Source organism: Micromonospora sp. NPDC049151, from assembly GCF_040648395.1.
GTDB lineage: Bacteria > Actinomycetota > Actinomycetes > Mycobacteriales > Micromonosporaceae > Micromonospora.
The window spans coordinates 161,801-183,952 of record NZ_JBEZDP010000005.1; the positions used below are offsets into that span (position 1 = coordinate 161,801).

Annotated in this window: 25 protein-coding genes; 9 read left to right on the forward strand and 16 right to left on the reverse strand. The window is 74.7% G+C overall.

All coding sequences use genetic code 11. The annotated features are described in order from the left end of the window. The first annotated feature begins 17 nt into the window (after positions 1–17). Positions 18–209: a hypothetical protein gene (locus AB0B20_RS08585; protein WP_357387086.1), complete on the forward strand. Its 192-nt coding sequence runs from the start codon at positions 18–20 to the stop codon at positions 207–209. An 81-nt stretch (positions 210–290) separates the two neighbouring features. Here AB0B20_RS08585 and AB0B20_RS08590 read toward each other — a convergent pair whose 3' ends face one another. From AB0B20_RS08590 to AB0B20_RS08620, 7 genes are all read right to left on the reverse strand, one after another. Then, the gene (locus tag AB0B20_RS08590; RefSeq protein ID WP_007075740.1) at positions 291–494 is read right to left on the reverse strand and encodes a cold-shock protein; all 204 of its coding nucleotides are present in this window, start codon (positions 492–494) and stop codon (positions 291–293) included. 289 nt (positions 495–783) lie between these two features. Continuing rightward, positions 784–1,056, reverse strand: a complete 273-nt coding sequence (locus AB0B20_RS08595; protein ID WP_357387084.1) for a DUF4235 domain-containing protein — start codon at positions 1,054–1,056, stop codon at positions 784–786. Next, on the reverse strand, positions 1,053–1,394 hold the full coding sequence (locus AB0B20_RS08600; protein WP_357387082.1) for a DUF3618 domain-containing protein: 342 nt from the start codon (positions 1,392–1,394) through the stop codon (positions 1,053–1,055). Before AB0B20_RS08600 ends, AB0B20_RS08595 begins: the two co-directional genes overlap by 4 nt. Next, positions 1,391–1,825 (reverse strand): phage holin family protein, encoded by a 435-nt coding sequence (locus AB0B20_RS08605; protein ID WP_357387080.1) that lies wholly within the window; start codon positions 1,823–1,825, stop codon positions 1,391–1,393. The genes AB0B20_RS08600 and AB0B20_RS08605 overlap by 4 nt, the downstream gene beginning before the upstream one ends. A 240-nt stretch (positions 1,826–2,065) precedes the next feature. Then, on the reverse strand, positions 2,066–3,262 hold the full coding sequence (locus AB0B20_RS08610; protein ID WP_357387078.1) for a mechanosensitive ion channel family protein: 1,197 nt from the start codon (positions 3,260–3,262) through the stop codon (positions 2,066–2,068). Between the two features lie 76 nt (positions 3,263–3,338). Further along, positions 3,339–4,160 carry a DUF1206 domain-containing protein gene (locus tag AB0B20_RS08615; protein ID WP_357387076.1) on the reverse strand — a complete coding sequence of 274 codons (822 nt, stop codon included), beginning with the start codon at positions 4,158–4,160 and terminating at the stop codon, positions 3,339–3,341. A gap of 65 nt (positions 4,161–4,225) precedes the next feature. Further along, the gene (locus AB0B20_RS08620) at positions 4,226–4,585 is read right to left on the reverse strand and encodes a hypothetical protein (protein ID WP_357469251.1); all 360 of its coding nucleotides are present in this window, start codon (positions 4,583–4,585) and stop codon (positions 4,226–4,228) included. Positions 4,586–4,684: 99 nt separating this feature from the next. Here AB0B20_RS08620 and AB0B20_RS08625 point away from each other — a divergent pair, with 99 nt between their 5' ends. Both AB0B20_RS08625 and AB0B20_RS08630 read left to right on the forward strand, forming a co-directional pair. Then, the gene (locus tag AB0B20_RS08625) at positions 4,685–5,911 is read left to right on the forward strand and encodes a cysteine desulfurase-like protein (RefSeq protein WP_357469254.1); all 1,227 of its coding nucleotides are present in this window, start codon (positions 4,685–4,687) and stop codon (positions 5,909–5,911) included. Further along, on the forward strand, positions 5,908–6,195 hold the full coding sequence (locus AB0B20_RS08630) for a GNAT family N-acetyltransferase (RefSeq protein ID WP_357387072.1): 288 nt from the start codon (positions 5,908–5,910) through the stop codon (positions 6,193–6,195). Before AB0B20_RS08625 ends, AB0B20_RS08630 begins: the two co-directional genes overlap by 4 nt. 45 nt (positions 6,196–6,240) lie before the next feature. Here AB0B20_RS08630 and AB0B20_RS08635 read toward each other — a convergent pair whose 3' ends face one another. Continuing rightward, a complete protein-coding gene (locus AB0B20_RS08635; protein WP_357469257.1) occupies positions 6,241–7,740 on the reverse strand; it encodes a glycoside hydrolase family 3 protein in 1,500 nt (499 codons plus the stop codon). 139 nt (positions 7,741–7,879) lie between these two features. Here AB0B20_RS08635 and AB0B20_RS08640 point away from each other — a divergent pair, with 139 nt between their 5' ends. The 4 genes from AB0B20_RS08640 to AB0B20_RS08655 all read left to right on the forward strand — a co-directional run bounded on the left by AB0B20_RS08640 (position 7,880) and on the right by AB0B20_RS08655 (position 11,436). Continuing rightward, positions 7,880–8,002, forward strand: a complete 123-nt coding sequence (locus AB0B20_RS08640) for a hypothetical protein (protein WP_013285408.1) — start codon at positions 7,880–7,882, stop codon at positions 8,000–8,002. A 68-nt stretch (positions 8,003–8,070) separates the two neighbouring features. After that, a complete protein-coding gene (locus tag AB0B20_RS08645) occupies positions 8,071–9,702 on the forward strand; it encodes a RecQ family ATP-dependent DNA helicase (protein ID WP_357387067.1) in 1,632 nt (543 codons plus the stop codon). Between the two features lie 63 nt (positions 9,703–9,765). Beyond that, positions 9,766–10,269, forward strand: a complete 504-nt coding sequence (locus AB0B20_RS08650; protein WP_357387066.1) for a hypothetical protein — start codon at positions 9,766–9,768, stop codon at positions 10,267–10,269. A gap of 123 nt (positions 10,270–10,392) precedes the next feature. Then, positions 10,393–11,436 carry a helix-turn-helix domain-containing protein gene (locus tag AB0B20_RS08655; RefSeq protein WP_357387064.1) on the forward strand — a complete coding sequence of 348 codons (1,044 nt, stop codon included), beginning with the start codon at positions 10,393–10,395 and terminating at the stop codon, positions 11,434–11,436. A 174-nt stretch (positions 11,437–11,610) separates the two neighbouring features. Here AB0B20_RS08655 and AB0B20_RS08660 read toward each other — a convergent pair whose 3' ends face one another. From AB0B20_RS08660 to AB0B20_RS08695, 8 genes are read right to left on the reverse strand one after another with little or no spacing between them, the layout of a single operon-like run. Then, positions 11,611–12,600, reverse strand: a complete 990-nt coding sequence (locus AB0B20_RS08660) for a DNA topoisomerase IB (protein WP_357387062.1) — start codon at positions 12,598–12,600, stop codon at positions 11,611–11,613. Beyond that, a complete protein-coding gene (locus AB0B20_RS08665) occupies positions 12,584–13,543 on the reverse strand; it encodes a glycosyltransferase family 9 protein (protein WP_357469260.1) in 960 nt (319 codons plus the stop codon). The genes AB0B20_RS08660 and AB0B20_RS08665 overlap by 17 nt, the downstream gene beginning before the upstream one ends. Continuing rightward, on the reverse strand, positions 13,540–14,241 hold the full coding sequence (locus AB0B20_RS08670; RefSeq protein WP_357387058.1) for an SDR family oxidoreductase: 702 nt from the start codon (positions 14,239–14,241) through the stop codon (positions 13,540–13,542). The genes AB0B20_RS08665 and AB0B20_RS08670 overlap by 4 nt, the downstream gene beginning before the upstream one ends. A gap of 55 nt (positions 14,242–14,296) precedes the next feature. After that, the gene (locus AB0B20_RS08675) at positions 14,297–15,778 is read right to left on the reverse strand and encodes a PfkB family carbohydrate kinase (protein ID WP_357387056.1); all 1,482 of its coding nucleotides are present in this window, start codon (positions 15,776–15,778) and stop codon (positions 14,297–14,299) included. Further along, complete coding sequence (locus AB0B20_RS08680; protein WP_357469263.1) at positions 15,775–16,467, reverse strand: SIS domain-containing protein; 693 nt, start codon at positions 16,465–16,467, stop codon at positions 15,775–15,777. Before AB0B20_RS08680 ends, AB0B20_RS08675 begins: the two co-directional genes overlap by 4 nt. Then, entirely contained in the window at positions 16,467–17,684 is a 1,218-nt protein-coding gene (locus AB0B20_RS08685; protein ID WP_357387052.1) for a glycosyltransferase, read from the reverse strand. Before AB0B20_RS08685 ends, AB0B20_RS08680 begins: the two co-directional genes overlap by 1 nt. Then, a complete protein-coding gene (locus AB0B20_RS08690) occupies positions 17,669–18,643 on the reverse strand; it encodes a glycosyltransferase (protein WP_357469266.1) in 975 nt (324 codons plus the stop codon). Before AB0B20_RS08690 ends, AB0B20_RS08685 begins: the two co-directional genes overlap by 16 nt. Continuing rightward, on the reverse strand, positions 18,640–20,229 hold the full coding sequence (locus AB0B20_RS08695; RefSeq protein ID WP_357469417.1) for an HAD-IIIA family hydrolase: 1,590 nt from the start codon (positions 20,227–20,229) through the stop codon (positions 18,640–18,642). Before AB0B20_RS08695 ends, AB0B20_RS08690 begins: the two co-directional genes overlap by 4 nt. A 258-nt stretch (positions 20,230–20,487) precedes the next feature. Here AB0B20_RS08695 and AB0B20_RS08700 point away from each other — a divergent pair, with 258 nt between their 5' ends. Further along, a complete protein-coding gene (locus AB0B20_RS08700; protein WP_357387146.1) occupies positions 20,488–20,934 on the forward strand; it encodes an SRPBCC family protein in 447 nt (148 codons plus the stop codon). 91 nt (positions 20,935–21,025) lie between these two features. Next, on the forward strand, positions 21,026–21,793 hold the full coding sequence (locus tag AB0B20_RS08705) for a polyprenol monophosphomannose synthase (protein WP_013285395.1): 768 nt from the start codon (positions 21,026–21,028) through the stop codon (positions 21,791–21,793). The last annotated feature ends 359 nt before the right edge of the window (positions 21,794–22,152 follow it).

Sequence of the window (22,152 nt, forward strand, 5' to 3'; positions counted from 1 at the left end):
TCGTCGGAGGGGGAACGATGAGGGGTTGGTTCCGGCTCACCCTGGGGCTGCTCGCCGTGGTGATCGGTGCGCTGTGGACGGTGCTGGGTCTCGGGTACGTCGAGGGCAGCGCGATGAGCGACAGGCGGATCTGGGCGGTGGTCGGCCCGGTGCTGATCCTGTTCGGACTGGCCGGGCTCTGGTGGGGGATGCGGGCGCGGCGCCGCTGAGCCACCGGGCAAGGCGAAGCCCCGCCTCCCGTACGGGATGCGGGGCTTCCGGCACCGGCCGGCGCGGCCGGTGCGGTCAGCTCAGATGGGGCGGACCTGCTCGGCCTGCGGACCCTTCTGACCCTGGGCGATCTCGAACTCCACCCGCTGGTTCTCCTCCAGCGTGCGGTAGCCGCTGGTCTGGATGGCCGAGAAGTGGACGAACACGTCAGCACCCCCGCCGTCGACGGTGATGAAGCCGAAGCCCTTGTCAGCGTTGAACCACTTCACGGTTCCCTGCGCCATGTGTATCTCCTTCTAAAACTGGCGGCCGAGCACGCCGTGCGGCCGATTGGCCGTTTTCGAGCAGCGGCGCCTGAGGCGGCCCCCATGCGGGAGACTTCTCTCAACCCACGCGTCTCTCAACAGCGTGAGAAAGCAAACCACGTACGCAAAAACTTCGCACAGCCTAGCGGAGGAAATTTCTCCGACATGTGACCTGAAGGTCGCGCGAGCGCCGCCGCGCGGACCGGACGGAGCCATGCGAAAGGCCCCTTCCCCGCGCTCGGGAAAGGGGCCTTTTCCGGCCTTCTCGTCAGTCCGGCCAGCGACCGGTCAACCGGCGTACGCCCACCGCTCCGCCCCTGTCGACGGCGGCCCGCACCACCGCGAAGATGGCGCCCTGCAGGGCCGCGGCGGCCAGCACCTCGCCCCAGCGGCGGTCCTCGTCGGTGGCGCTCGGCGCCTCGCCGTCGCCCGCCGTCACCTTCCAGACCTGGCGGAAGACCGCCCCCGCGACGGCGCCGGCGGCCAGGCCGAGCAGCACCCCCACCGGCTTGTACGCCGCCTTGCCGACCCTGCCGCTCACCTGTGCCTCCCTCGGACGATCACCAGCACCACCGCCGTCACCAGCGCGCCGGCCGCGATGGCCGCCCACGGCAACGGGTTGCGCCCGACCGCCTCGCCCTTCTCGTACGCCTGCGCCCGGACCAGCCGGGCCCGCTGGGCCGCCCGCCCGCGCACCCGGGCCGCGGTCAGCGACGCCTGCTCACGCATCCGCGCCTTCGCCTGCTCGGCCGAGTGCCGCACCAGCGCCTTCGGATCGGCCCTGGCCGCGAGCAACTCCACCGTCTCACCGAGCTCCACCCGGGTCCGGCGGATCTCCTCCCGGAGCGCCGCCACGTCCCCGGTCCCGTTACCGGTCATGCCCGCCTCCCGTCCTTCACCGCGGCGGTGACCGTCTCGACGTCCGCCCGAACGCTGCGGACCGTCGCCTGGGGCACCGGCGGGACGGCACGGCTGACCTGCTTCTTGCCCACGAGCGCCAGGATCCCGGCGAGCAGGAACAACGCCACCGCCACGATCAGGGCGGCGAGCCACGCCGGCATGACCAGCGCCAGCAGCAGGATCACGGTGGCGACCAGGGCCCCGGCGCCGTAGAGCGCCATCACCCCGCCGCCGCCGAACAGACCGATCCCGATCCCGGCGTGCTTGCCCTTCTCGGTCAGCTCCGCACGGGCCAGGGCCAGCTCGTCCCGCACCAGGCGGGTGACCTGCTCGGTGGCGCGCTGTACCAGTTCGGCGGTGGACGGCTCGCTCCCGGTCCGCGACGTGCTGCGACTCGCGACGTCAGCCATGCTGTCCTCCTTTCGTCATCACCGCGCTGTATGCCCGGAGTCGCCGCTCGTCAATCCTGCGCGGCGCGGCCGGTACGTCCGGCCGCGCGCCGCCGCAAGCCGGTGCCGGGCACCGGATCCGGGGCGTGCGCACCACGTCCCCCGCCACGGCCCGGCCAAACCCGTGCGGCCGGAAAGCCGCCCGTACGCGCCGAACCCCCGGCGCCGTGGGCGGCCGGGGGCTCCGATCGGGGTACGGGGTCAGCCGCGCGCCTCGGCGTGCTCCTCCCGGCCCACGAACACCTCGCTGCGGGCGTCGCCGTCGTCGCTGCCGCCGAAGACCCGCGCGTCGTCGGGCGCCTCGGTGCCGGCCGGGCGGCGTACCGGGCGGCGCGGCTGCGCCGCCTGCCAGGGCAGCGGCCCGGTGGCCTCGCCGATCTCGGCGCGCAGCCGGGGCAGGGCGGTCGGGCGCTGGTCGCGTACCCAGGCCACCAGGTGCTCGCGGACCAGGCACCGCAGGTCCCACAGGCTGCCCGCGTCGGCGGCGCTGACCAGCGCGCGGACCTTGACCAGGCCACCCGTCGCGTCGGTCACCTGGAGCACGCAGACCCGTCCGTCCCACAGCTCGGTGCCCTCGCACAGGCGGCGCAGCTCCTCCCGCATCGCCTGCACCGGGATGGCCCAGTCCAGCTCGAACTCGGCGGTGCCGAGCACCGCCGCCTCGGTACGGGTCCAGTTCTGGAACGGCCGGCTGGTGAAGTACGAGGTGGGCAGGATCAGCCGTCGGTCGTCCCAGACCTGCACCACCACGTAGCTGAGCGTCAGCTCCTCGATCCGGCCCCACTCCCCCTCGACCACCACCACGTCGTCCAGGCGCACCGCGTCGCTGAACGCGAGCTGGAGACCGGCGAAGACGTTGGCGAGCAGGCTCTGCGCGGCCAGCGCGGCGACCGCGGCGATCACACCGGCCGAGGTCAGCACACCGGCGCCCACCCCGCGGACGGCCGGGAAGGTCATCAGCATCACGCCGACCGTGAGGATCACGATCACCGCGATGGTCAGCCGGCGCAGCAGCACCACCTGGGTACGCACCCGGCGGGCGTGCCTGTTGTTCGGCACGTCGACCCGGAACCGGGCCAGCGCGGTGTCCTCCGCCACCACCAGCAGCGAGGCCACCAGCCAGGCGGTGGCCGCGATCGTCGCCAGCACCAGCGTGTGCAGGACGAACTGCCGCCACGGGCTGCCGACCGCGTACCCGGTGGTGAACCGGACCGCGAACTGCACCGCGGCCACCGTGAGCGCGACCTGGAACGCGCGGTGCGCGTGCTCGGTCAGCTCGGTCATCAGCAGCGAGCGGCGGCCGAGGCGGCGGATGACCCGGTGCACCACCTGGGCCAGCACCAACGCGATCGCCGCCGCGGCGAGCGCGGCGGCGACGGTCACGACGTAACTCTGCACGAACTCTCTCTCCCTCCGACCGGGCGGAATCGGGCAAGGGCCCAATGGTGCCCGGCGGCCCGGGTATCGACCAGGATCAGACCTTGCGGTACCGGGACTGGAAGAAGCAGTAGACACCGAACGCCGCGATGCCGAGCGCCATGAGCGCCAGCAGCCACGGCCCGTACGACTGGTCGCGCAGCGTACGCAGGGCGGCGTCGAGGCCACGCGCCTTCTCCGGGTCGTAGTTCACCGCGGCGACCACGACCAGCCCGCCGGCGATGGCGAACACCGCGCCCCGGGAGGCGTACCCGGCCATGCCGAGCCGACGGGTGAGCTGGCGGGTCTTCGGGCTCATCTCGCCGGTCTTGAGGTTGCGCTCGAACTTCTTCTTCAGGCCGTAGATCACCATGCCGACGCCGAGCGCGGCGAGCGCCAGGCCGGCCAGCCCGACCAGCCACCGGCCGCCGTCGGAGGCCATCAGCTTCTCGGAGAACTGCTGCTGCTGGTCGGAGGCGTTCTCGCTGGCGTCCTGGAAGACCTTGATCGCGGTCCAGCCCAGCCAGACGAACACGACGACCCGGACCGCCGAGGCGATCCGCTCGAACAGCCGTTCCTTGCCGGTGCGGGACACGTGGCCGGAGATCGCCTCGAAGGCCTGCCAGATCGCCATGGCGAACAGGCCGACCGCCATCGCGATCAGGAGGAACTTCCCGAGCGGCTGCTCACCGAGGGTGCGCAGCGCGCCGTTCTGGTTACCCTCCTCGCCCGAGTTCCCGAAGGCGATCTGCAGCGCCAGCCAGGCGAGGAGCAGGTGCACAACTCCGTAACCGATGAATCCGGCACGGGTCAACAGTTCGAGCCACCGGCTGTTTCGAGCCTGGGCGGCGGTGGCTCCGGCATTCCGGGTGAGAGACATGAGCCCTCAATCTCCCGGCGGGCGATTTTCCAAACGTCCGCGCCCGCCGGGACGGCCGAAACGGATCAGCCGTTGAGGTCGCGGGCGACCCGCAGCACCACCTGCTGGTCGGTGACGCTGTCCAGGCTGACCTGGAAGCCGGCGACCTCGGTGGCCTGCTGGCCGACGGTGAGCGAGAGCTGTTCCCCGGCCACCTCGACCGTCACCTGGTCGCCCTGGGCGCCGACCAGCTTGGCCTCGACGCCGAGGATCCGCGCGCTGGCCTCGACGCCGCGGTCGAAGGTGATCGTGCAGGCGTCCAGACCGCAGTCGGTCTCGGCGCCCTCGGAGCTGCATCCGGCGAGCAGTGCGACGCCGAGGGCCAGGCCGGCGAGCAGACCGGCGGCGCGGCGGGCGGGGGCGGAGGTGGCGCGTCGGATCGTCACCGGCCCAAGGATAGGCGGCCCGCGCCACGGCGCCTTCGCCCACCGGTGCCGGGAGGCCACGCCGGGCGGCGTGTCCGGGGTGCGCGCTAGGGTGCCGGAATGGCTTTCGACGTCGCCCGGGTCCGGGCCGCCTACCCTGCCCTGGGCGAGGGATTCGCCCACTTCGACGGCGCCGGGGGCACCCAGACCGCCGCCGGCGTCGTCGAGGCCGTGGCCGGGGCGATGCGTGCCGCCACCGGTAACCGCAGCACCGCGTTCCCGCCCGGCCGCCGGGCGCTCGACCTGGTCGCCGGGGCGCGGGCCGCGGTCGCCGACCTGCTCGGCGCGCAGCCGTCGGGCGTGGTGCTCGGGCCGAGCGCGACGGCGCTGACGTACACGCTGGCCCGCACGCTCGGCGCGGGCTGGCGTCCGGGCGACGAGGTGGTGGTGTCCCGGCTGGATCACGACGCCAACGTCCGCCCGTGGGTGCAGGCCGCGCAGGCGTCCGGCGCCACGGTGCGCTGGGCCGAGTTCGACCCGGCGACCGGCGAGCTACCCGCCGGGCAGTACGCCGACCTGGTCACCGACCGCACCCGGCTGGTGGCGGTGACCGCCGGCAGCAACGCGATCGGCACCGTGCCGGACGTGGCGGCGATCGCCAAGACCGCGCACGCGGCCGGGGCGCTGCTCTGCGTGGACGGCGTGCACTCCGTGCCGCACGGCCCGACCGACCTGGCCTCGCTCGGCGCCGACTTCCTGGTGACCAGCGCGTACAAGTGGTCCGGTCCGCACCTGGCGGCGATGGTTGCCGATCCGCGGCGGTGGGCGGAGCTTCGCCCGGCGAAGCTGCTCCCCTCCGCCGACGCGGTGCCGGACCGGTTCGAGTACGGCACGCCGAGCTTCCCGCTGCTGGCCGGGGTGACCGCCGCGGTGGACCACCTGGCCGGCCTGGACCCGGAGGCGACCGGCGATCGCCGGGAACGCCTGCGCGCCGGGCTGGCCGCCGCGCGGGCGCACGAGGAGGCGGTCTTCGACCGGCTGCTCGCCGGGCTCGCCGACCGCCCGTTCGTGACCGTGTACGCCGCACCGGCCCGGCGCTGCCCCACGGTGTCGTTCCGGGTGGCCGGTCTGGCCCCGGCACGGACGGCGGCGGCGCTCGGCGAGGCGGGCCTGTGCCTGTCGCACGGCGACTACTACGCCTACGAGTACTTCGAGGGCATGGGCCTGCGCGCCGACGGCGGCGCGGTGCGGGCCAGCGTCTACCACTACAACACTGTCGACGAGGTGGACCGGCTGCTGGCCGAACTGGACCGGCTGGCCGGGCCCGGAGGGAGAATGATCCGGTGAGTTTTCTGGTCGAGGAGAACACCGCCGAGCGCCGCTTCGAGATCCTGGTGGACGACGCGCTGGGCGGGTTCGCCGCGTACACGCCCCGGGGCGAGACGCTCGTCTTCACCCACACCGAGGTCGACGACCGGTTCCAGGGCAAGGGCGTCGGCGCGGCGCTGGTCCGGGGCGCGCTGGAGCAGGTCCGTGCCCGGGGCGGCCGGGTGGTGGCGCAGTGCCCGTTCGTGGCCTCGTTCATCGAACGCCACCCCGAGTACGCCGACCTGCTGGCCGACAAGCCGTGAGGCCCGGCCCGGCCGGGGGACCTCCCCACCCGGCCGGGCCGGGAGTCAGCGTGCCCCGGTCAGCACCTCGGCGGCGGCCCGCGCCGCTGCGGCGGTCGCGCCGTGGGTGGCCAGGTGCACCGCGCCGGTGACCAGCTCGGGCACGCCCAGCTCGACCACCACCGCGTCCGGGCGGGCGGCGAGCGCCCGGCGTACCGCGTCCCGCATCCAGTCGTGGCGGTGCAGGTCGCGCACCACGAGCACCAGCGGCCGGCCGGCCGGCGCCGCTCCTGGATCGGCCGGTACGGCGTCGGCGGCGTAGCGGGCGGTGGTGGTGCCCGGCGCCAGGTGGGCCAGCGGCGCGGCGATGCCCCACGGCGTCTCCTCGCCGATGGCGATGTTGCGTGCGGGCGCGAACTCCACCACGTGCGCCGGACCGGCCAGCGGCAGCAGCCCGGCGTCGCCGGTGACCCGTACCGCCCGGCGGGCGGCGGCGAGCCCGATCGGTGGGTTCCCGGCCGAGTGCGGGCCGGCGGTCCGGCGGGCGCGGGCGGCGACGCTCCACGCGGCGAGCTGACCGACGCGCTTGGCCGCCTCGGCGAGCCGTTCCTCGGGCAGTTCCCCGCTGATCACCGCCGCGACGATCGCGTCGCGCAGCTCGCGGGCGTCCGCCTCGGTGGCCCGTTCCCCGCCCACACAGATCGCGTCGGCCCCGGCCACGAGCGCGCGCACGGCGGCGCCGGTGAAGCCGTACCGGTCGGCCACCGCGCGCATCTCCACCGCGTCGGTGACCACCACGCCGCCGAAGCCCATCTCCTCACGCAGCAGGCCGCCGAGCACGCGCGGGCTGAGGGTGGCGGGCAACTCCGGGTCCAGCGCCGGCACCAGCAGGTGACCGGTCATCACCGCCTGCGCCCCGGCCGCGACGGCGGCACGGAACGGGGCGAGTTCGACAGCGTCGAGGCGGGCCCGGTCGCCGCCGATGCGCGGCAGGTCGTGGTGCGAGTCGACCCGGGTGTCGCCGTGGCCGGGGAAGTGCTTGGCGCAGGCGGCCACGCCGCCGGCCTGCAGGCCGCGTACCCAGGCGGCGGTGTGCCGGGCGACGAGTTCCGGGTCGGCGCCGAAGGAGCGCACCCCGATGACCGGGTTGGCCGGGTTGGAGTTGACGTCGGCGTCCGGGGCGTAGTCGAGCGTCACGCCGACGGCGGCGAGTTCGGCGCCGAGGTCGCGGGCGACCTCCTCGGTCAGCGCCGGGTCGTCGACCGCGCCGAGCGCGTAGTTGCCGGGCCGGGAGCTGCCCCGGGCCGACTCGATCCGGGTGACGTCGCCGGCCTCCTCGTCGATCGCGACGATGACGTCCGGCCGCTCGGCGCGCAGGTTCGCGGTGAGCGTGGCGACCTGCTCGTTGTCGACGACGTTGCGGGCGAACAGGACGACCGAGCCGAGCCCTTCGCCGAGCCAGCGGCACACCCACGGCGGCGGCGTGGTGCCGACGAACCCGGGTTGCAGGACGGCGGCGGCGAGCGCCGCCAGGTCTCCGGTCGATCCCACGGTCCGCTCGCTCATGTGCTGTCGTACCCCCGTCTCCCCCACGGACCCGCCAGGACCGGCGGGTGCTGCCATGGTCACACCGCGCAGCTAAATAGTCAACAATCCTTACTGTTAGCCGCTGGCGTCCCGGGACCACCCGTGGGAGAGTTCCCACATGTCCGCCCTGCCGCTCGCCGACGCCACCAGCGCCGCCGACATCCCCGGCGTACGCCTGCTCGGCCTGGTGGTCGGCGGCCTGTTCCTGCTGATCGCGATCCGGGCCATGTTCCGCCGCTGATCCCGCGCCGGGCGGTGAGCGGCGGTGCCGGTTTCGGGCGGGATCGCCGGGGGTAGCTGAGGCGCTTGATGAAACTGACCACGCACTCCACCAGCCTGCGCCGGGCGGCGCGGAACCTGTTCGGCTGGACCGCGCTGCGGCCCAACCAGCTCGCCGCCATGCGCGCCGTGATGAAGCGCCGCGACGCCCTGGTGGTGCTGCCCACCGGCGCCGGCAAGTCGGCGATCTACCAGATCCCGGCCAGCCTGATCCCCGGCCCGACGGTGGTGATCTCCCCGCTGCTGGCGTTGCAGCAGGACCAGATCGCCGCGCTCAACGAACGGCAGCGCCCGGAGCTGCGCGCGGTGCGGATCAGCTCGGACGAGAGCGCCGCGCAGCAGGCCGAGGCGATCGAGGACATCCGGGCCGGGCGCGCGGAGTTCCTGTTCATCACGCCGGAGGCGCTGAGCAATCCGGACCGCCTGGCCGAGGTGCGCGAGCTGAAGCCGGCGCTGGTGGCGATCGACGAGGCGCACTGCATCTCCGCGTGGGGCCACGACTTCCGCCCGGACTACCTGGCGCTCGGCCACCTGATCGACGGCCTGGGACGGCCGCCGGTGGTGGCGCTCACCGCGACCGCCTCCCCGCCGGTGCGCGACGACATCATCGCCCGGCTGCGGCTGCGCGAGCCGGAGGTGGTGGTCTCCGGGCTGGACCGGCCCAACCTCTTCCTGGAGGTGGCCTACTGCCCGACCGACGACTACCGGTGGCGGCGGCTCATCGCCCTGCTGCGCGACGACGAGCGGCCCGGCATCATCTACGTGCCGACCCGCCGGGCGGCCGAGGAACTGGCCGAGCGGCTCACCGGCGCCGGTTTCCCGGCCGAGTTCTACCACGGCGGCATGCCCACTGCGGCCCGGCACGAGCTGCACGAGGCGTTCCTGGCCGACCGGGTGCCGATCATGGTGGCCACGTCGGCGTTCGGCATGGGCATCGACAAGCCGAACATCGCCTGGGTGGTGCACATGGCGCTGCCCGACTCGCCGGACAGCTACTTCCAGGAGATCGGCCGGGCCGGGCGGGACGGCTCGCCGGCCCGGGTGCTGCTGCTGTGGCGCTCCGAGGACGTCGGGCTCCAGCGCTACTTCAGCGGCGGGCTGCCCGACGAGAAGGAACTGACCGAACTGGCGGCGGTGCTGCGCGGCAAGGCCCGCAACCGCAAGGAACTGCGTGAGCTGACCGGTCTCGGCCCACGCAAGCTGGGGCAGTACCTGTCCCTGCTGGAGCAGGTCGGCGCCGCCGAGCCACGGGCCAAGCAGCGCATCGGCGCTCCCCGGTACGCCCCGGCGGCGGTCGAGGCCGGCCGCGCCGCGCTGGCCGAGGCGGAACGGCAGCAGACGGTCACCCGGTCGCGTACCGACATGATGCGCGCCTTCGCCGAGACCACCGGCTGCCGCGGCCAGGCTCTGCTGGCGTACTTCGGCGAGCAGATGAACGAGGTCTGCGCGCACTGCGACAACTGCCACGCGGGCACCAGTGTGGCCGGTGACGGCGCGGTCGGGCCGTTCCCGGTGCACAGTCAGGTCCGCCACCCGGAGTGGGGCTCCGGCCTGGTGCTCAGCTACGAGGAGGACCGGATGACCGTGCTCTTCGACGAGGTGGGCTACAAGACGCTGTCCGTGCGCGTGGTGTCCGAACAGGGCCTGCTGACGCTGGACTAGCCTGACCCGGGCGCCACGGGGGCGCCCGTCGACAACGACGACCACGGCGAAAGGGGCCTGATCGTGATCGAGCAGCCGGCGTACACCCGGTTCGGCGTCTCCGACGAGGAGTGGGGACTGCTTGTGGGGCTGCCGCAGTCGGTGATCACCGCCGCGGCCGCCGCCGAGTCCGACGGCACCCGCCGGACCATGGCCGAGAACGCCGCCGGGCTGGAGACCATCGCCGCCGGCCGGGAGTCGGCGAGCCCGCTGGTCGCGGCGGTGGCAGGTGAGGTCGTCGACCGGGTGGGCGACCCGGAGACCGGGGCGGAGCTGCCGGTGATCACGCCGGACGACCCGAAGGCGATGATCGAGGACGTGCTGGCCCGGGCCGGGCAGGCGTCCGCGCTGCTCGGCGCGCGGGTGGACGAGGGGCAGGCCGGGGCGTACCGGCACTGGCTGGTGGAGATCGCCGAGCAGGTGGTGGGCGCCGCCTCCACCGGCGGCATCCTGGGTCTGGGCGGTGACACGGTGACCGATTCCGAGCGCCGGTTCCGGGACCGGCTGGCCCACGTGCTGAACGACTGAACGGACTCCTAACAGAAGGCTCGTCGATCCGTCAATGACGGACGTCACGCCCCACGGGTGTCGCTTTTCGACCCCGTGGGGCGTCCTGCTTAGAGCAGGAGTGACGAGCCACGGGGGTCGTTGATGGACGGAAAGCTGCAACGCCAGGTCCTCGACACGGCGGCGCTGCCGCCACGGGAACGCTTCGGCATGTGGCTGGACATGCTGGCGGGCATCCCGACGCCGCTGCGGGTGCACACCGCGCACGCCGACGACTTCGTCGCCCGCGCGGAGTTCATCGAACTGGGCCCGATGCGGCTCATCCGCTACCGCTACCCGTCGGTGGACTGCGTGCGCACCTCGAAGCTGATCCAGCGCTCCGACCCGGACTACTACCTGCTCGCGCTGACGCTCACCGGGACCAGCCAGGCCGACCAGGAGGGGCGGCGGGCCCGGTGCCGCCCCGGTGACCTCACCTTCTACGACTGCTCCCGCCCGCACGAGGTCAGCCACCACGCCGACGCCGCCGGTCCCGCGTACGCCCGCTCCATCGTGGCCCTCATGCCGTACGACGCGCTGCCACTGCCGCACCGCCGGCTAGCCCGCCTGTTCGCCGGCCGGATGTCCGGCTCCGAGGGCGTCGGCGCGCTGGTCGCCGACTTCCTCACCCGGATCACCGCGCACCCCGAGCAGTACCACGCGGCGGACGCGGAGCGGCTGGGCGCCGTCGGGCTGGACCTGGTCGCCACGCTGCTCGGGCGCAACCTCGTCTCCGAGGACGCGGTGCCCACCGAGATCCGGCGGCGTGCGCTGCGGGAACAGGTGCACGGGTACGTGCGCCAGCATCTCGGCGACGCCACGCTGGACCCGGGCCGGATCGCCGACGCGCATCACATCTCGCTGCGCTCGCTGCACCGGCTCTTCGAGGACGAGGAGACAACCGTGGCCGCGTACATCCGGGACGAGCGACTGGCCCGGTGCCGTCGCGATCTCACCGACCCGGCACTCGGCGACCGCTCGATCCAGGTCATCGCCGCCCGCTGGGGTTTTCGGGACAAGGCGCACTTCAGCCGGGTCTTCCGGGCCGCGCACGGGGAGACGCCGCAGGCGTACCGGGCCCGTCACCTGGAATCGGCACGGATCGTCAACACCACGGCATCCGCCGTCAACTCGGCCCGTACATACTGATCTCGGGCCGATACCGCTCGCGGTGGCCCACGGATATCGGGGGGCCGCGGCGTGGCGCCCGCGGCGGTTCAGCCGTGGGCGGCCCCGCCCGGTAAAGCCCCGGCACCGCACCCGCGGCCACGGTTTCCGGCCCCGTCGCGCATCCCCCCCAGGACCGGCGGGGCCGGTCGGCACTCAGCCGGCCTCCTCCTCCAGCAGCGCCAGCACCGACTTCTCCACCGCCTCGCGCGGCATCTCCGGCCGTACCGGCGCCAGCACCCCGTCGTGGTAGAGGTCGACCACGCGCGGGTCCACGTATGAGGTCCGGGCCACCGTCGGGGTGTTGCCGAGCAGTTCGGCCACCGAACGCATCACCGCCGCCACGGCGCGCTTGCGGGCGGTGGCGGAGCGCTGCGGGCCCACGGTGGCCAGTTCGGCGGCGGCCAGCACCGTCGCGTGCCAGGTGCGGAAGTCCTTCGCGGTCATCTCGCCGCCGCTGGCGTCGCGCAGGTAGTCGTTCACCTCGTCGCTGCGCACGTCGCGCCAGGCCCGGCCGTCCCAGTACCCGAACAGCCGCTCCTGCGCCCGCCGCCGCCGGCGCAGGTTGAGCAGCACCTGGCACAGTTCCGCGTCCTCGATCCGGCGGACCTGCTCGATCCCGCCCTTGGCCGGGAACTCGAACACCACGCAGCCGCCCCGGGAACGGGCGTGCTCGGGCCGCAGCGTGGCCACCCCGAACGTGGGGTCGTCACCGGTGGCGTACTGGTCGCTGCCGACCCGGAACGCGCCCATGTCCAGCAGCCGGGCGACAGTCGCCAGCACCCGTTCCCGGCGCAGGCCGCGCAGCGCCAGGTCCTGCGTCACCCGGTCGCGCAGCGCCGGCAGCCGGTGCGCCACCTCCAGCACGTGGTCGAACTTGGCCTCGTCGCGCTTGCGCCGCCAGCCCGGGTGGTAGAGGTACTGCTTGCGGCCCGCCGCGTCGATCCCGGTGGCCTGGATGTGGCCGTTCGGGTACGGCGAGATCCACACGTTCCGCCAGGCGGGCGGGATCACCAGCTCGCGCAGCCGTACCAGTTCCTCGGCGTCGCGCACCGGCTCGCCGGCCGGGTCGAGGAACAGCCAGCCCTTGCCACGCCGCCGACGGGCGTACCCCGGCCGGCCCGGATCGCTACGCCGCAACCGCACCGGATACCCGTTCCACGTCGGCCACCGCGGCCACCACCTCGTCGATCCCGATGGCATCCAATGTCGGGTGGGTTCCTACCCCGCCCGACCCGGTCGAATCCGGGTTGACGGGCGCAGGCTCGATCGCACCCAGCGCCCGGTGGCGGGGGCGGTCCGGCGGTGGACCCCAGTGTGCCGCCGGCACCGGGCCGAACAGCACCACCGAGGCGGTGCCGTAGCCGGTGGCGAGGTGCGCCACGCCGGTGTCCCCGCTGACCACCAGCCGCGCGCCCGCGACGAGCGCGGCCATCTCGGCCAGTCCGGTCCGCCCGGCCAGCACCGCCTGCGGCGGCAGCCCGGCGTCGCGGGCGACCCGCTCGGCCAGCGCCCGCTCGTCCGGCGAGCCGGTCACCGCCACCCGGTGCCCGCGCGCGGCCAGTTCCCGGGCCAGCCCGGCGAACCGGTCCGCCGGCCAGCGCTTCGCCGGGATCTTGCCGCCCGGGTGCAGCAGCGTCACCCCGGCCGGCACGCCGGCCGCCGCCGGACGCCGCAGCGCCAGGTCCCCCGGGTCGGCCGGCAGCCCGTACGCGTGCAGCAGCCGGCACCAGCGGCGGACCTCGTGCTCGTCGTCGTCCCAGGCCGGGCCGTCCGGGTGCCCGGCGCCCGGGTTGCGGTAGGCCAGCACGCGGCCGGGGCGGACGGCGGCCAGCGCCCGGTGCGACTGCGGTCCCCGGCCGTGCAGGTTGACAGCCACCTCCGGCGGCGGTCCGGTCCACCCGATCCGGTCCGGCCCGGTGGTGGGCAGCACCCGGTCGACCGCCCCGGTCAGCTCCGCCAGCGGCGCCAGCCAGGCCGGCGCGGCGAGCACCAGCTCCCGGCCCGGCAGGCCGGCGCGCAGACCGCGCAGCGCCGGCACGGCGGTGGCCAGGTCGCCGACCCCGAGCGCCCGCAGCACCAGGATCACGGGTACGAGGACTCCCGCGCGGCGCAGACCACCATCTCGCGTACCGCGCAGCCGGCCGGCTGGGACAGCGCGAACATGACCGCGGCGGCGGTGTCGGCGGGCTCGTTGAGCACCGCGTCCGGGCCGGGGCGGTACTGCGCGTCCCGCTCGTCGAAGAACGCGGTCCGCATCCCGCCCGGGATCAGCAGCGTCACGCCGACCGCTCCGGCGAGTTCGGCGGCGAGCGCCCGGGTGAACCCGACCACCCCGAACTTCGCCGCGCAGTACGCCGTCGCGTCGCTGACCGCCTTCACGCCGAGCGTGGAGGCGACGGTGACGATGCTGCCCCGGGAGGCCTCCAGCCAGGGCAGGGCGGCCCGGATCACCGCGGCGGTGGCGAGCAGGTCGACGGTGACGATCCGTTCCCAGGTCTCGGCCGGGATGTCGGCGAGCTTCCCGGGCACGTCCATCCCGGCGGCGGTGACCACGGCGTCCAGCCCGCCGGAGCGTTCCGCGAGGTCGCGGGTGGCGGCCTCGGCGGCCCGGGTGTCGGCCAGGTCGCACTCGGCCCAGGGCACCCCGTCGGCGGGCCGCTGCCGGTCCAGCACCAGCGGGCGACCACCGGCGCGGGCCACCGCGGCGACCACCGCCGCCCCGAGCCCACTGGAACCGCCGGTGACCAGGACGGTCGGCCCGGCGCCGGGCGCGCCGGTGCTCACGCCGCCACCGTCGGGCCGGCGGGAGCGGCCGTGCCGGGTCGGATGCGTCGCTCGTTCATCGTGCTCCCTTCGCCGTGGACCGGACCCGCGTGACGGCCTCGGCCGCGTCGACCGGCCAGCCGCCGCTGCCGCGCCCGGCCCGCGCCGCCGCGATCATGTCGGTGGTGGAGCGCCCGTCCAGGTACGGCACGACCACCGTGTGGCCGCCCCAGCGGGCCAGGATCTCCGTCTCGGGCAGCGTCTCCGGCCCGCCGCCGCTGGCGTAGTCGCCGCCCTTGACCCAGATGTCCGGGCGCAACCAGGACAGCGTCGCCTCCGGAGTCGGCTCGTCGAAGATCAGCACCGCGTCGACGCAGCCGAGCGCGGCGAGCAGCCGCCCCCGGTCGCCCTGCGGCACGACCGGACGTTCCGGCCCCTTGAGCCCGGCCACGCTGGCGTCGGAGTTGAGGCAGACCACCAGGCAGTCGCCGAGCTGCCGGGCCGCCTGGAGCGTCGCTACGTGCCCGGCGTGCAGCAGGTCGAAGCAGCCGCCGGTGGCCACCACGGTGCCGCCGGCCGCGCGTACCCGGGCCACCACCTCGCCGGCCGCGCCAGCGCCGATGCGGTCCCCGCCGCCGGTGACCACGGCGGGGGCCACCGCCCGCACCGGTGCGGGCAGCGCGGTGGCCACCCCACCCGCGGCCACGTACGCGGACGCCTCGGCGACCGCCTCCTGCACCGCCTCGGACACCAGCGCGCCCCGGGCCAGGGCCAGCGTCGCGGTGGACGCGAACCGGTCGCCGGCCCCGCAGGTGTCCCCCTCGGCGGGCGGCGCCGGCACCACGAGGGGCGTGGCGCCGGCGTGGCTGAGCAGCGCGCCGTCCCCGCCGAGCGTCACCGCCACCGCGCGCGCCTGCCAGCGGCGGCGCAGCGTGTGGGCGCTGCGGGACGCGACGGCCAGGCGGGAGCCGCCCGGCGGCGTCTTGGCCAGGTCGCGGGCCTCCGGCTCGTTCGGGGTGGCCAGGTGCACCCCCGGTACGGCAGCCGGCCCTCGCGGGTGCGGATCCCAGACCACCGGCGCCCGGGTCGCGGTCAGCGCGGCGCGCAGCGCCGGATGCCCCGCCACGCCCCGGCCGTAGTCGCTCACCAGCACGGCGGACGCGTCGGCGAGCAGCCGCAGCACGGCGTCGCTCGGCTGGCCCGGCGCACCGGCGGTCCCGCCCCGGTCGTGGCGCAGCAGCACCCGGCCGCGCGCCCGCAACCGGATCTTCTCCGGGGTGGCGCCGGCCAGCGGAAGCGCGTACAACCGCACCCCGGCGGCGGCGAGCAACGTGCCCAGCCGGGCGCCGCCCGCGTCGTCGGCGACGGCGGTGACCAGCGCGACCTCGGCGCCCTGCGCGGCGGCGAAGACGGCGGCCAGCCCGGCGCCACCGGGCCGGTCGAGGGACACGGTCTCGTCCAGCACCGGCACCGGGGAGTCCGGGCAGAGCCGGTTCACCAGACCTTCGACGTCGCGGTCCAGCAGCGTGTCACCGAGTACCACCACCGGTCCCCTCATGCCGTACCTCCCCGGCCGACCGGCGCCGTCGGATCCGGCTCGCCGACGACGACCTCGACACCGGCGCGTACCGGCCCGGCCGGAGTCTGCGGGGCGAGCGCGGCGGGCAGCGCCAGTTCGACGTACTCGCAGAGCACGTGCGAGGCCACCAGGTGCAGTTCCTGCACCACCTGCCCGTCCGCCGAGTCGATCGCCAGGTGCTCGTGGCAGAGGTCGGCGAGGGGGTTGGGTGCGGGTCCGGTGAAGGCCCAGGTGCGTAGGCCGGTCTGGTGGGCGGCGTGGGCGGCGGTGAGGAGGTTGGTGCTGGTGCCGCTGGTGGTCATGAGGAGGAGGTGGTCGTGGGGTCGGCCGTGGGCGCGGACCTGCCGGGCGAAGGTTTCGTCGTATCCGTAGTCGTTGGCGATGGCGGTGAGGGCACTGGTTTCGGCGTGCAGGGCGATGGCGGAGAGGGGTTGGCGGTCGTGGTGGAGTTTGCCGACGAGTTCGGCGGTGAGGTGCTGGGCTTCGGCGGCGCTGCCCCCGTTGCCGGCCACCAGCAGCCGGCCACCGGCGGCGAGCCCCCGCGCCAGCTCCGCACCCCAGCGGGCCAGCATGTGTTCGGCCTCCCGCAGGGGCAGCAGCGCGGCGGCCAGCCGGCTCAGGTGGTCCTCGAGCACCGTCGCGCCGGCGGCCGGCGTGGCGGGCGTCATCAGGCGACCACCCGGGTCGGGCGGCGCACGGTGGCCACCTCGCCGTACAGCTCGGTGAGGCGGTCCGCGGTGGTGGCCCAGGAGTAGCGGGTGCGGGCCCGCTCCAGCGCGGCGGTGGCGTAGGCGAAGCGGCGGATCCGGTCGCCGAGCAGGCCGCGCAGGGCCGCGCCGAGGGCCGCCGGCTCCCGGGGCGGCACCAGGTCGCCGGTGCGTCCGGCCACCACCGTGTCGATCAGCCCGCCGACAGCCGTCGCGACCACCGGTACGCCGCAGGCCATCGCCTCCAGTGGGGTGAGCCCGAACGGTTCGTACCAGGGTGCGGCGACGAGCACGTCGGCCGACCGGTACCAGCGGCCCATCTCCTCCCGGGGCACCGCGCCGACCAGGCGTACCCGGTCGGCGACGCCCAGGGAGCGGGCCAGCGCGCGCAGGCGCAACGCGTACGGGTCGGTCTCCAGCAGTCCGGCCGGCGGCCCGCCGACCACCACGCACTCGGCGTCGGGCACCTCGGCGACGGCCCGGATGACGTCCTGGAAGCCCTTGCGCTCGACCAGCCGGCCGACGGTGAGGATGCGGGCCCGGTCGCCGCCGCGGTCGGCGACCGGGCCGAGCGGGGAGAACGTCGTCAGGTTCACCCCCGACGGCACAACTGTCATCCGCGTCCGGGGCACGCCCATCCGGACCAGTTCGGCGACCTCGTCCTGGCACTGGGCGACCACCCGGTCCACCGAGCGGCCCAGCCTCCGCTCGTGCTCGACCCGGCCCGGCGGGCTGGTGTCCTGCACGCCCTGGTGGCGGCGCTTGACGGTGCCGAGCGCGTGGAACGTCTGCACCACCGGCACGCCCGCCCGGCGGGCCGCGGCGAGACCGGCCAGCCCGCTCATCCAGAAGTGCGCGTGCACCACCTCGGGCTGCCAGTCGCCGGTGCGCCACCGGTCGGCCAGCCACTGCCCGAACGCCGGCATGTACGGCAGCAGGTCGTCCTTGGCCACCGGCTCGGCCGGCCCGGCCGGTACGTGCACCACCTCGTACCCGTCCGGGGTGCGGACGCTCACCGGGAGGTCCACCGCGTCGAGCCGGGTGTAGACGCGTACGTCGTGACCGGCCGCCGTGAGCGCGGCGGAGAGCTCCGCGACATGCGTGTTCTGGCCACCGGCGTCCTCCCCGCCGAGGACGGCGAGCGGGCTGGCATGCTCCGAGATCATCGCGATGCGCATACTTCCTCCTCCAGCAGCCGGTCCCAGTCGGCGAGGAATCGCTCCAGGCCGTAGCGGTCCCGGGCGGCGGCCCGGGCCACGGCGCCCGCCCGGCGGGCGGACTCCGGGTCGTCCAGCAGGCCACGGGCGGCGTCGACGAGCGTGTCGACGCGGGTGGACAGCGCGCCCGCGGCGGGTGGCACCGCCTCCACCGCCTCGGTGGTGGCCAGTGCCACCACGGGCATGCCCATGGTCATGGCCTCGATGAGGCTGAGGCCGAGTGAGGTCCAGCGGCACAGGTGCAGGTACGCGCGCCGTTTGGCGAGTTCGGCGTGCATCGCGTGCTGAGGTACGTCGTCGTGGCTGGTCAGCCGGTCCGCCGGCAGGCCGAGGTGGGCGGCGAGACCGTCCACCTTCATCCCGTAGACGTCGAGTGGCGCCAGCGCGGCGAAGCGGGCGAGCAGGTCCGTGCCGGTCACCCGCCAGCGGCGTACCGGCTCGTTGATGACCACGGCGAGGCGGTCGAGTTCGCCGGTCCACTCGACGGCCGGTGGTACGACGCCGTGGTCGACCACTGTGGTGCGGGTGGCGCCGTTGTCCCAGAACAGCTCGTTGAACGCGGTGACGTGGGTGAGCAGCAGGTCGTCCCGGTCGGCCATCGGGTGCCGGGTGTTCGGCACGTCGCCTTTCGGGGTGTTGTGCTCGACGTAGATCGCGGGCAGGTCGCTGCCGGGCCGGCGGCCGAGCCACTCGGTGGCCAGGTCGAGTTCCTCCGGGCGTTGCAGGATCACCAGGTCCACGTCGGCGTCGCGCAGGTCTTCCGGGGCGATCTCGACGGCGTTGTCCGGCCACTGGTAGGTGCGCGCCCGGCCCAGCCCGTACGGGCCCCGGTCAGGGGTGACGGGCACCAGGTAGCGGTGCTTGCCGTGCACGAAGGAGGTCGTCCACGACCCGTGGACGTGCCACAGCAGGATGTTCATCCGGCCACCCCGCCCGCCACCGGCGCCGGCACGCCGAGCAGCCGCAGCGCCTCCAGCACCCGTCCCGGCTCGACCGCCGACAGGCAGGGGTGCCCGGGGACCGGGCAGACGGTGGCGCGGGTGTCCCGGCACGCCGCGCCCGCGTCACCCAGCCGCACCGTCGGCACCCGGTACGGCCCCCACTGCCCGAACGGGACGGTGGGCGCGAACAGGCTCACCACCGGCACGCCGAGTGCGGCGGCCAGGTGCGCCGGGCCGGTGTTTCCGACCACCAGCGCGGTGGCCCCGGCGATCACCGCCGCCAGCTCGTCCAGCCCGGTCCGCCCGCCCAGGTCGACGCCGCCCGCCGCGGCGACCCGCGCGGTCAGCTCCCGCTCGTCCGGCCCTCCGGTGACCACGACCCGGTGACCGGAGGCGGCGAGCACCCGGACCACGCGGGTGGCCAGTTCCTCCGGGCAGGCGCGGGTCTCCACCGACGATCCCGGGTGCAGGACCACGTAGCCGGGCGGCCCGGCGGCCTCCGCGGGCGGCGGCAGCCGGTCGGTGCGGATGCGCAGTGCCGGTTCGTCGTGGTCGGGCAGCGCGTAGCCGGCGGCGGCGGCGAGGGACAGGGCGCGTTCGGGTTCGGGTACGCCGGGCGGGACGCGGTGGCGCACGTCGAGCAGGCTGCCCGGGTAGTCGTCGCTGATCGCGCTGATGCGGGGTATCCCGGCCAGGCGCAGCAGCAGGGCCAGGGGCAGGGCGGACTGGTGGAAGGAGGTGAACACGACCGCCTCGTCGGCGCGTACCCCCGACAGCCTGTCGGTCAGCGCGCGGACGGCGTGGGGGTCGACGGGCGGGGCGGGCGCGTCGATCCACGGCAGCGACGCCTCGACGATCTCGTCCACGCCGGGGAGCAGTTCGGCGGCGGCACGGCCGCGTGGCCCGCACAGCAGCACCACCCGCTCCGCGCCCGCCGCTACCGCCCGGATGCCCGGCCCGGTCACGAGCACGTCCCCGGCCGCGTCGCTGCGCACCACCAGCACCGTGCCCCGGCGCGACCGGCGCGCGGGCCGCGGCGCGGCCGTCAGGCGCATCCGGGCCAGCACGATGCCCACCGCGTCCGGCAGGTCGGCGGCGACTGTCGGCGCGGCGGCCACCTCGGCGGTCCTCGTGGCGGGCGTGGGGACCATGATCGCGGCGGCGCCCGCCGCGGCGGCGGCGCCCGTGTCCGCGCCGATGTCACCGATCAGCACGCACCGGGTCGGCGTCGTCCCGAGCGCGCGGGCGGCCTCGTGCACCAGGCCGGGCGCGGGTTTGCGGCAGGCGCAACCGTCGGCTTCCGCGTGCGGGCAGATCGCCCAGTGGTCGAACGGACCCAGCAACTCCTCGATCCGGGCGTGCACGGCACGCATCTGCGCCTCGGTGAACAGGCCCCGGGCCAGCCCGGACTGGTTCGTCACCACGGCCAGCCGCAACCCTGCCGCCCGCAACCGGTCCAGCGCCTCCCGGGCACCCGGCACCGGCCGTACCTTCTCCGGATCGCCGTTGTACGGCACGTCTTCCACCAGCGTGCCGTCGCGGTCCAGCAGCACCGCGTCGTACAGGCCGGACGGGAACCGGTCAGCACCCGGGTCAACCCGGGCTGACCTGCACTGATCCCGCTCCTGGTCCCGTCGCACGGGCGGCGGGTTCCCGACGCCCCGAGGAGTAAACGTCAACGTCGGCGCCAGGCCGCCCCGCCGGTGCCGCACGGCCGGGGCGCACGACTGCCACGACCGGCCCGGTGCGGCGATACCCGCCGCCCCGGAGAAGCTAACCCCTGTCGCCGTTAGCGACGGCCCATGGCGGGGTACCGCTCGGTGATGGCGGTTGTGGAGAAGGTGATCGACGCGCCCCCGGAGCAGGTCTTCGAGGTGCTCGCGGACGGGTGGACGTACAGCGACTGGGTGGTCGGCACCGCACACGTGCGGGACGTGGACGACGCGTGGCCCCGCGTCGGCACCAACCTGCACCACCGGGCCGGGCCCTGGCCGTTCTCCCTCCAGGACAAGTCGACGGTGCTGGAATGCGAGGCGCCGCACCGGCTGGTGCTGCGCGCCGGGCTGTGGCCGGCCGGGGAGGCGATCGTGGCGTTCGCCCTGGAGCCGCTGGAGGGCGGCCGGACCCGGGTGACGATCGGCGAGGACTTCGCCGCCGGGCCGCTGCGGTGGGTCCGTACCAAGCTCAACGACCTGGTGCTGCACCTGCGCAACCGGGAGACGCTGGCCCGGCTCTCCGACATCGCGACGCGGCAGAAGCCGGAGCCGTGATCGATCGCCCGGCGGGGCGTCTGTGCGGCTGCCGTACGAGGGACTGGCTACCCTCTCAGGTGAACCTGTCGGCTGACCGAGGATGTCCGTGATGATCGAACCCGTGCAGTTACCCTCCCCGTGGGGGGATGCGCGCCTGACCGTCGTCGTTCCGACCTACAACGAGGCGGGCAACCTTCCGGTGCTGGTCGAGCGCCTGCTCGCGCTGCCGCTGCCGGGGCTGAAGGTGCTGGTCGCGGACGACAACTCCCCGGACGGCACCGGTGAGGTCGCCGACAAGCTGGCCATCGAGCACCCGGACCGGGTGACGGTGCTGCACCGCCCGGGCAAGGAGGGCCTCGGCCGGGCGTACGTGGACGGCATCGGCCGCGCGCTCGACGACGGCGCGGACTTCGTCGCCCAGATGGACGCCGACCTGTCGCACCCGCCGGAGGCGCTGCCCGGCATGCTCGGCGCGCTGCTGTCCACCCAGGCCTCGGTGGTCATCGGCTCGCGTTACGTGCCCGGCGGCGAGCTGGACGAGAACTGGCCGCTGTACCGGCGCGCGCTCAGCGGCTGGGCCAACCTGTACGTGCACACGCTGCTGCGGGTACGCATCCGCGACCTGACCGCCGGCTTCAAGATCTGGCGGGCCGACGCGCTGCGCGCGATCGGGCTGGACCGGGTGCAGTCGAACGGCTACAGCTTCCAGGTGGAGATGCACTACCTCGCCACCAAGCTCGGCCACACGATCCTTGAGGTGCCGATCCGCTTCGAGGAACGCCGCGACGGCGACTCGAAGATGACCACCGCCACGAAGATCGAGAGCGCGCTGATGCCGTTCAAGCTGCGCAGCCGGCACCGCAACCTCGACTCCTGAGCGCTTCCGCGTTCCACCGCGCCCTCACGCCGCGTAACTGTCACCGCGCGTGAGGGCGCGCCCGCTCAGCCACATCTCCCGCCGCGCCCTTTGCTCTGCCGCCACCGGCGCAGCACCGCCCTGAGCAGGGAGGCTTTCCGGGCGGCCGTTCCGTTCACAGCGCACGTTGGTCACGATGCGTAACCGATGCATATAAGGCTGCAGAGCAAAGGCGGCGGCGCGGTTATCCCGTCGAGGCACTGCCGACCACTCAGCGTGACGCACTCGACGTAGTGGTGGTCGGTCGCTGCCGCTGAGCGCCTCGGCCCCGGCTGCCGATCTCGTTTGCCGGGAGACTGCGCCGGTCTGCGGTTCCGTCG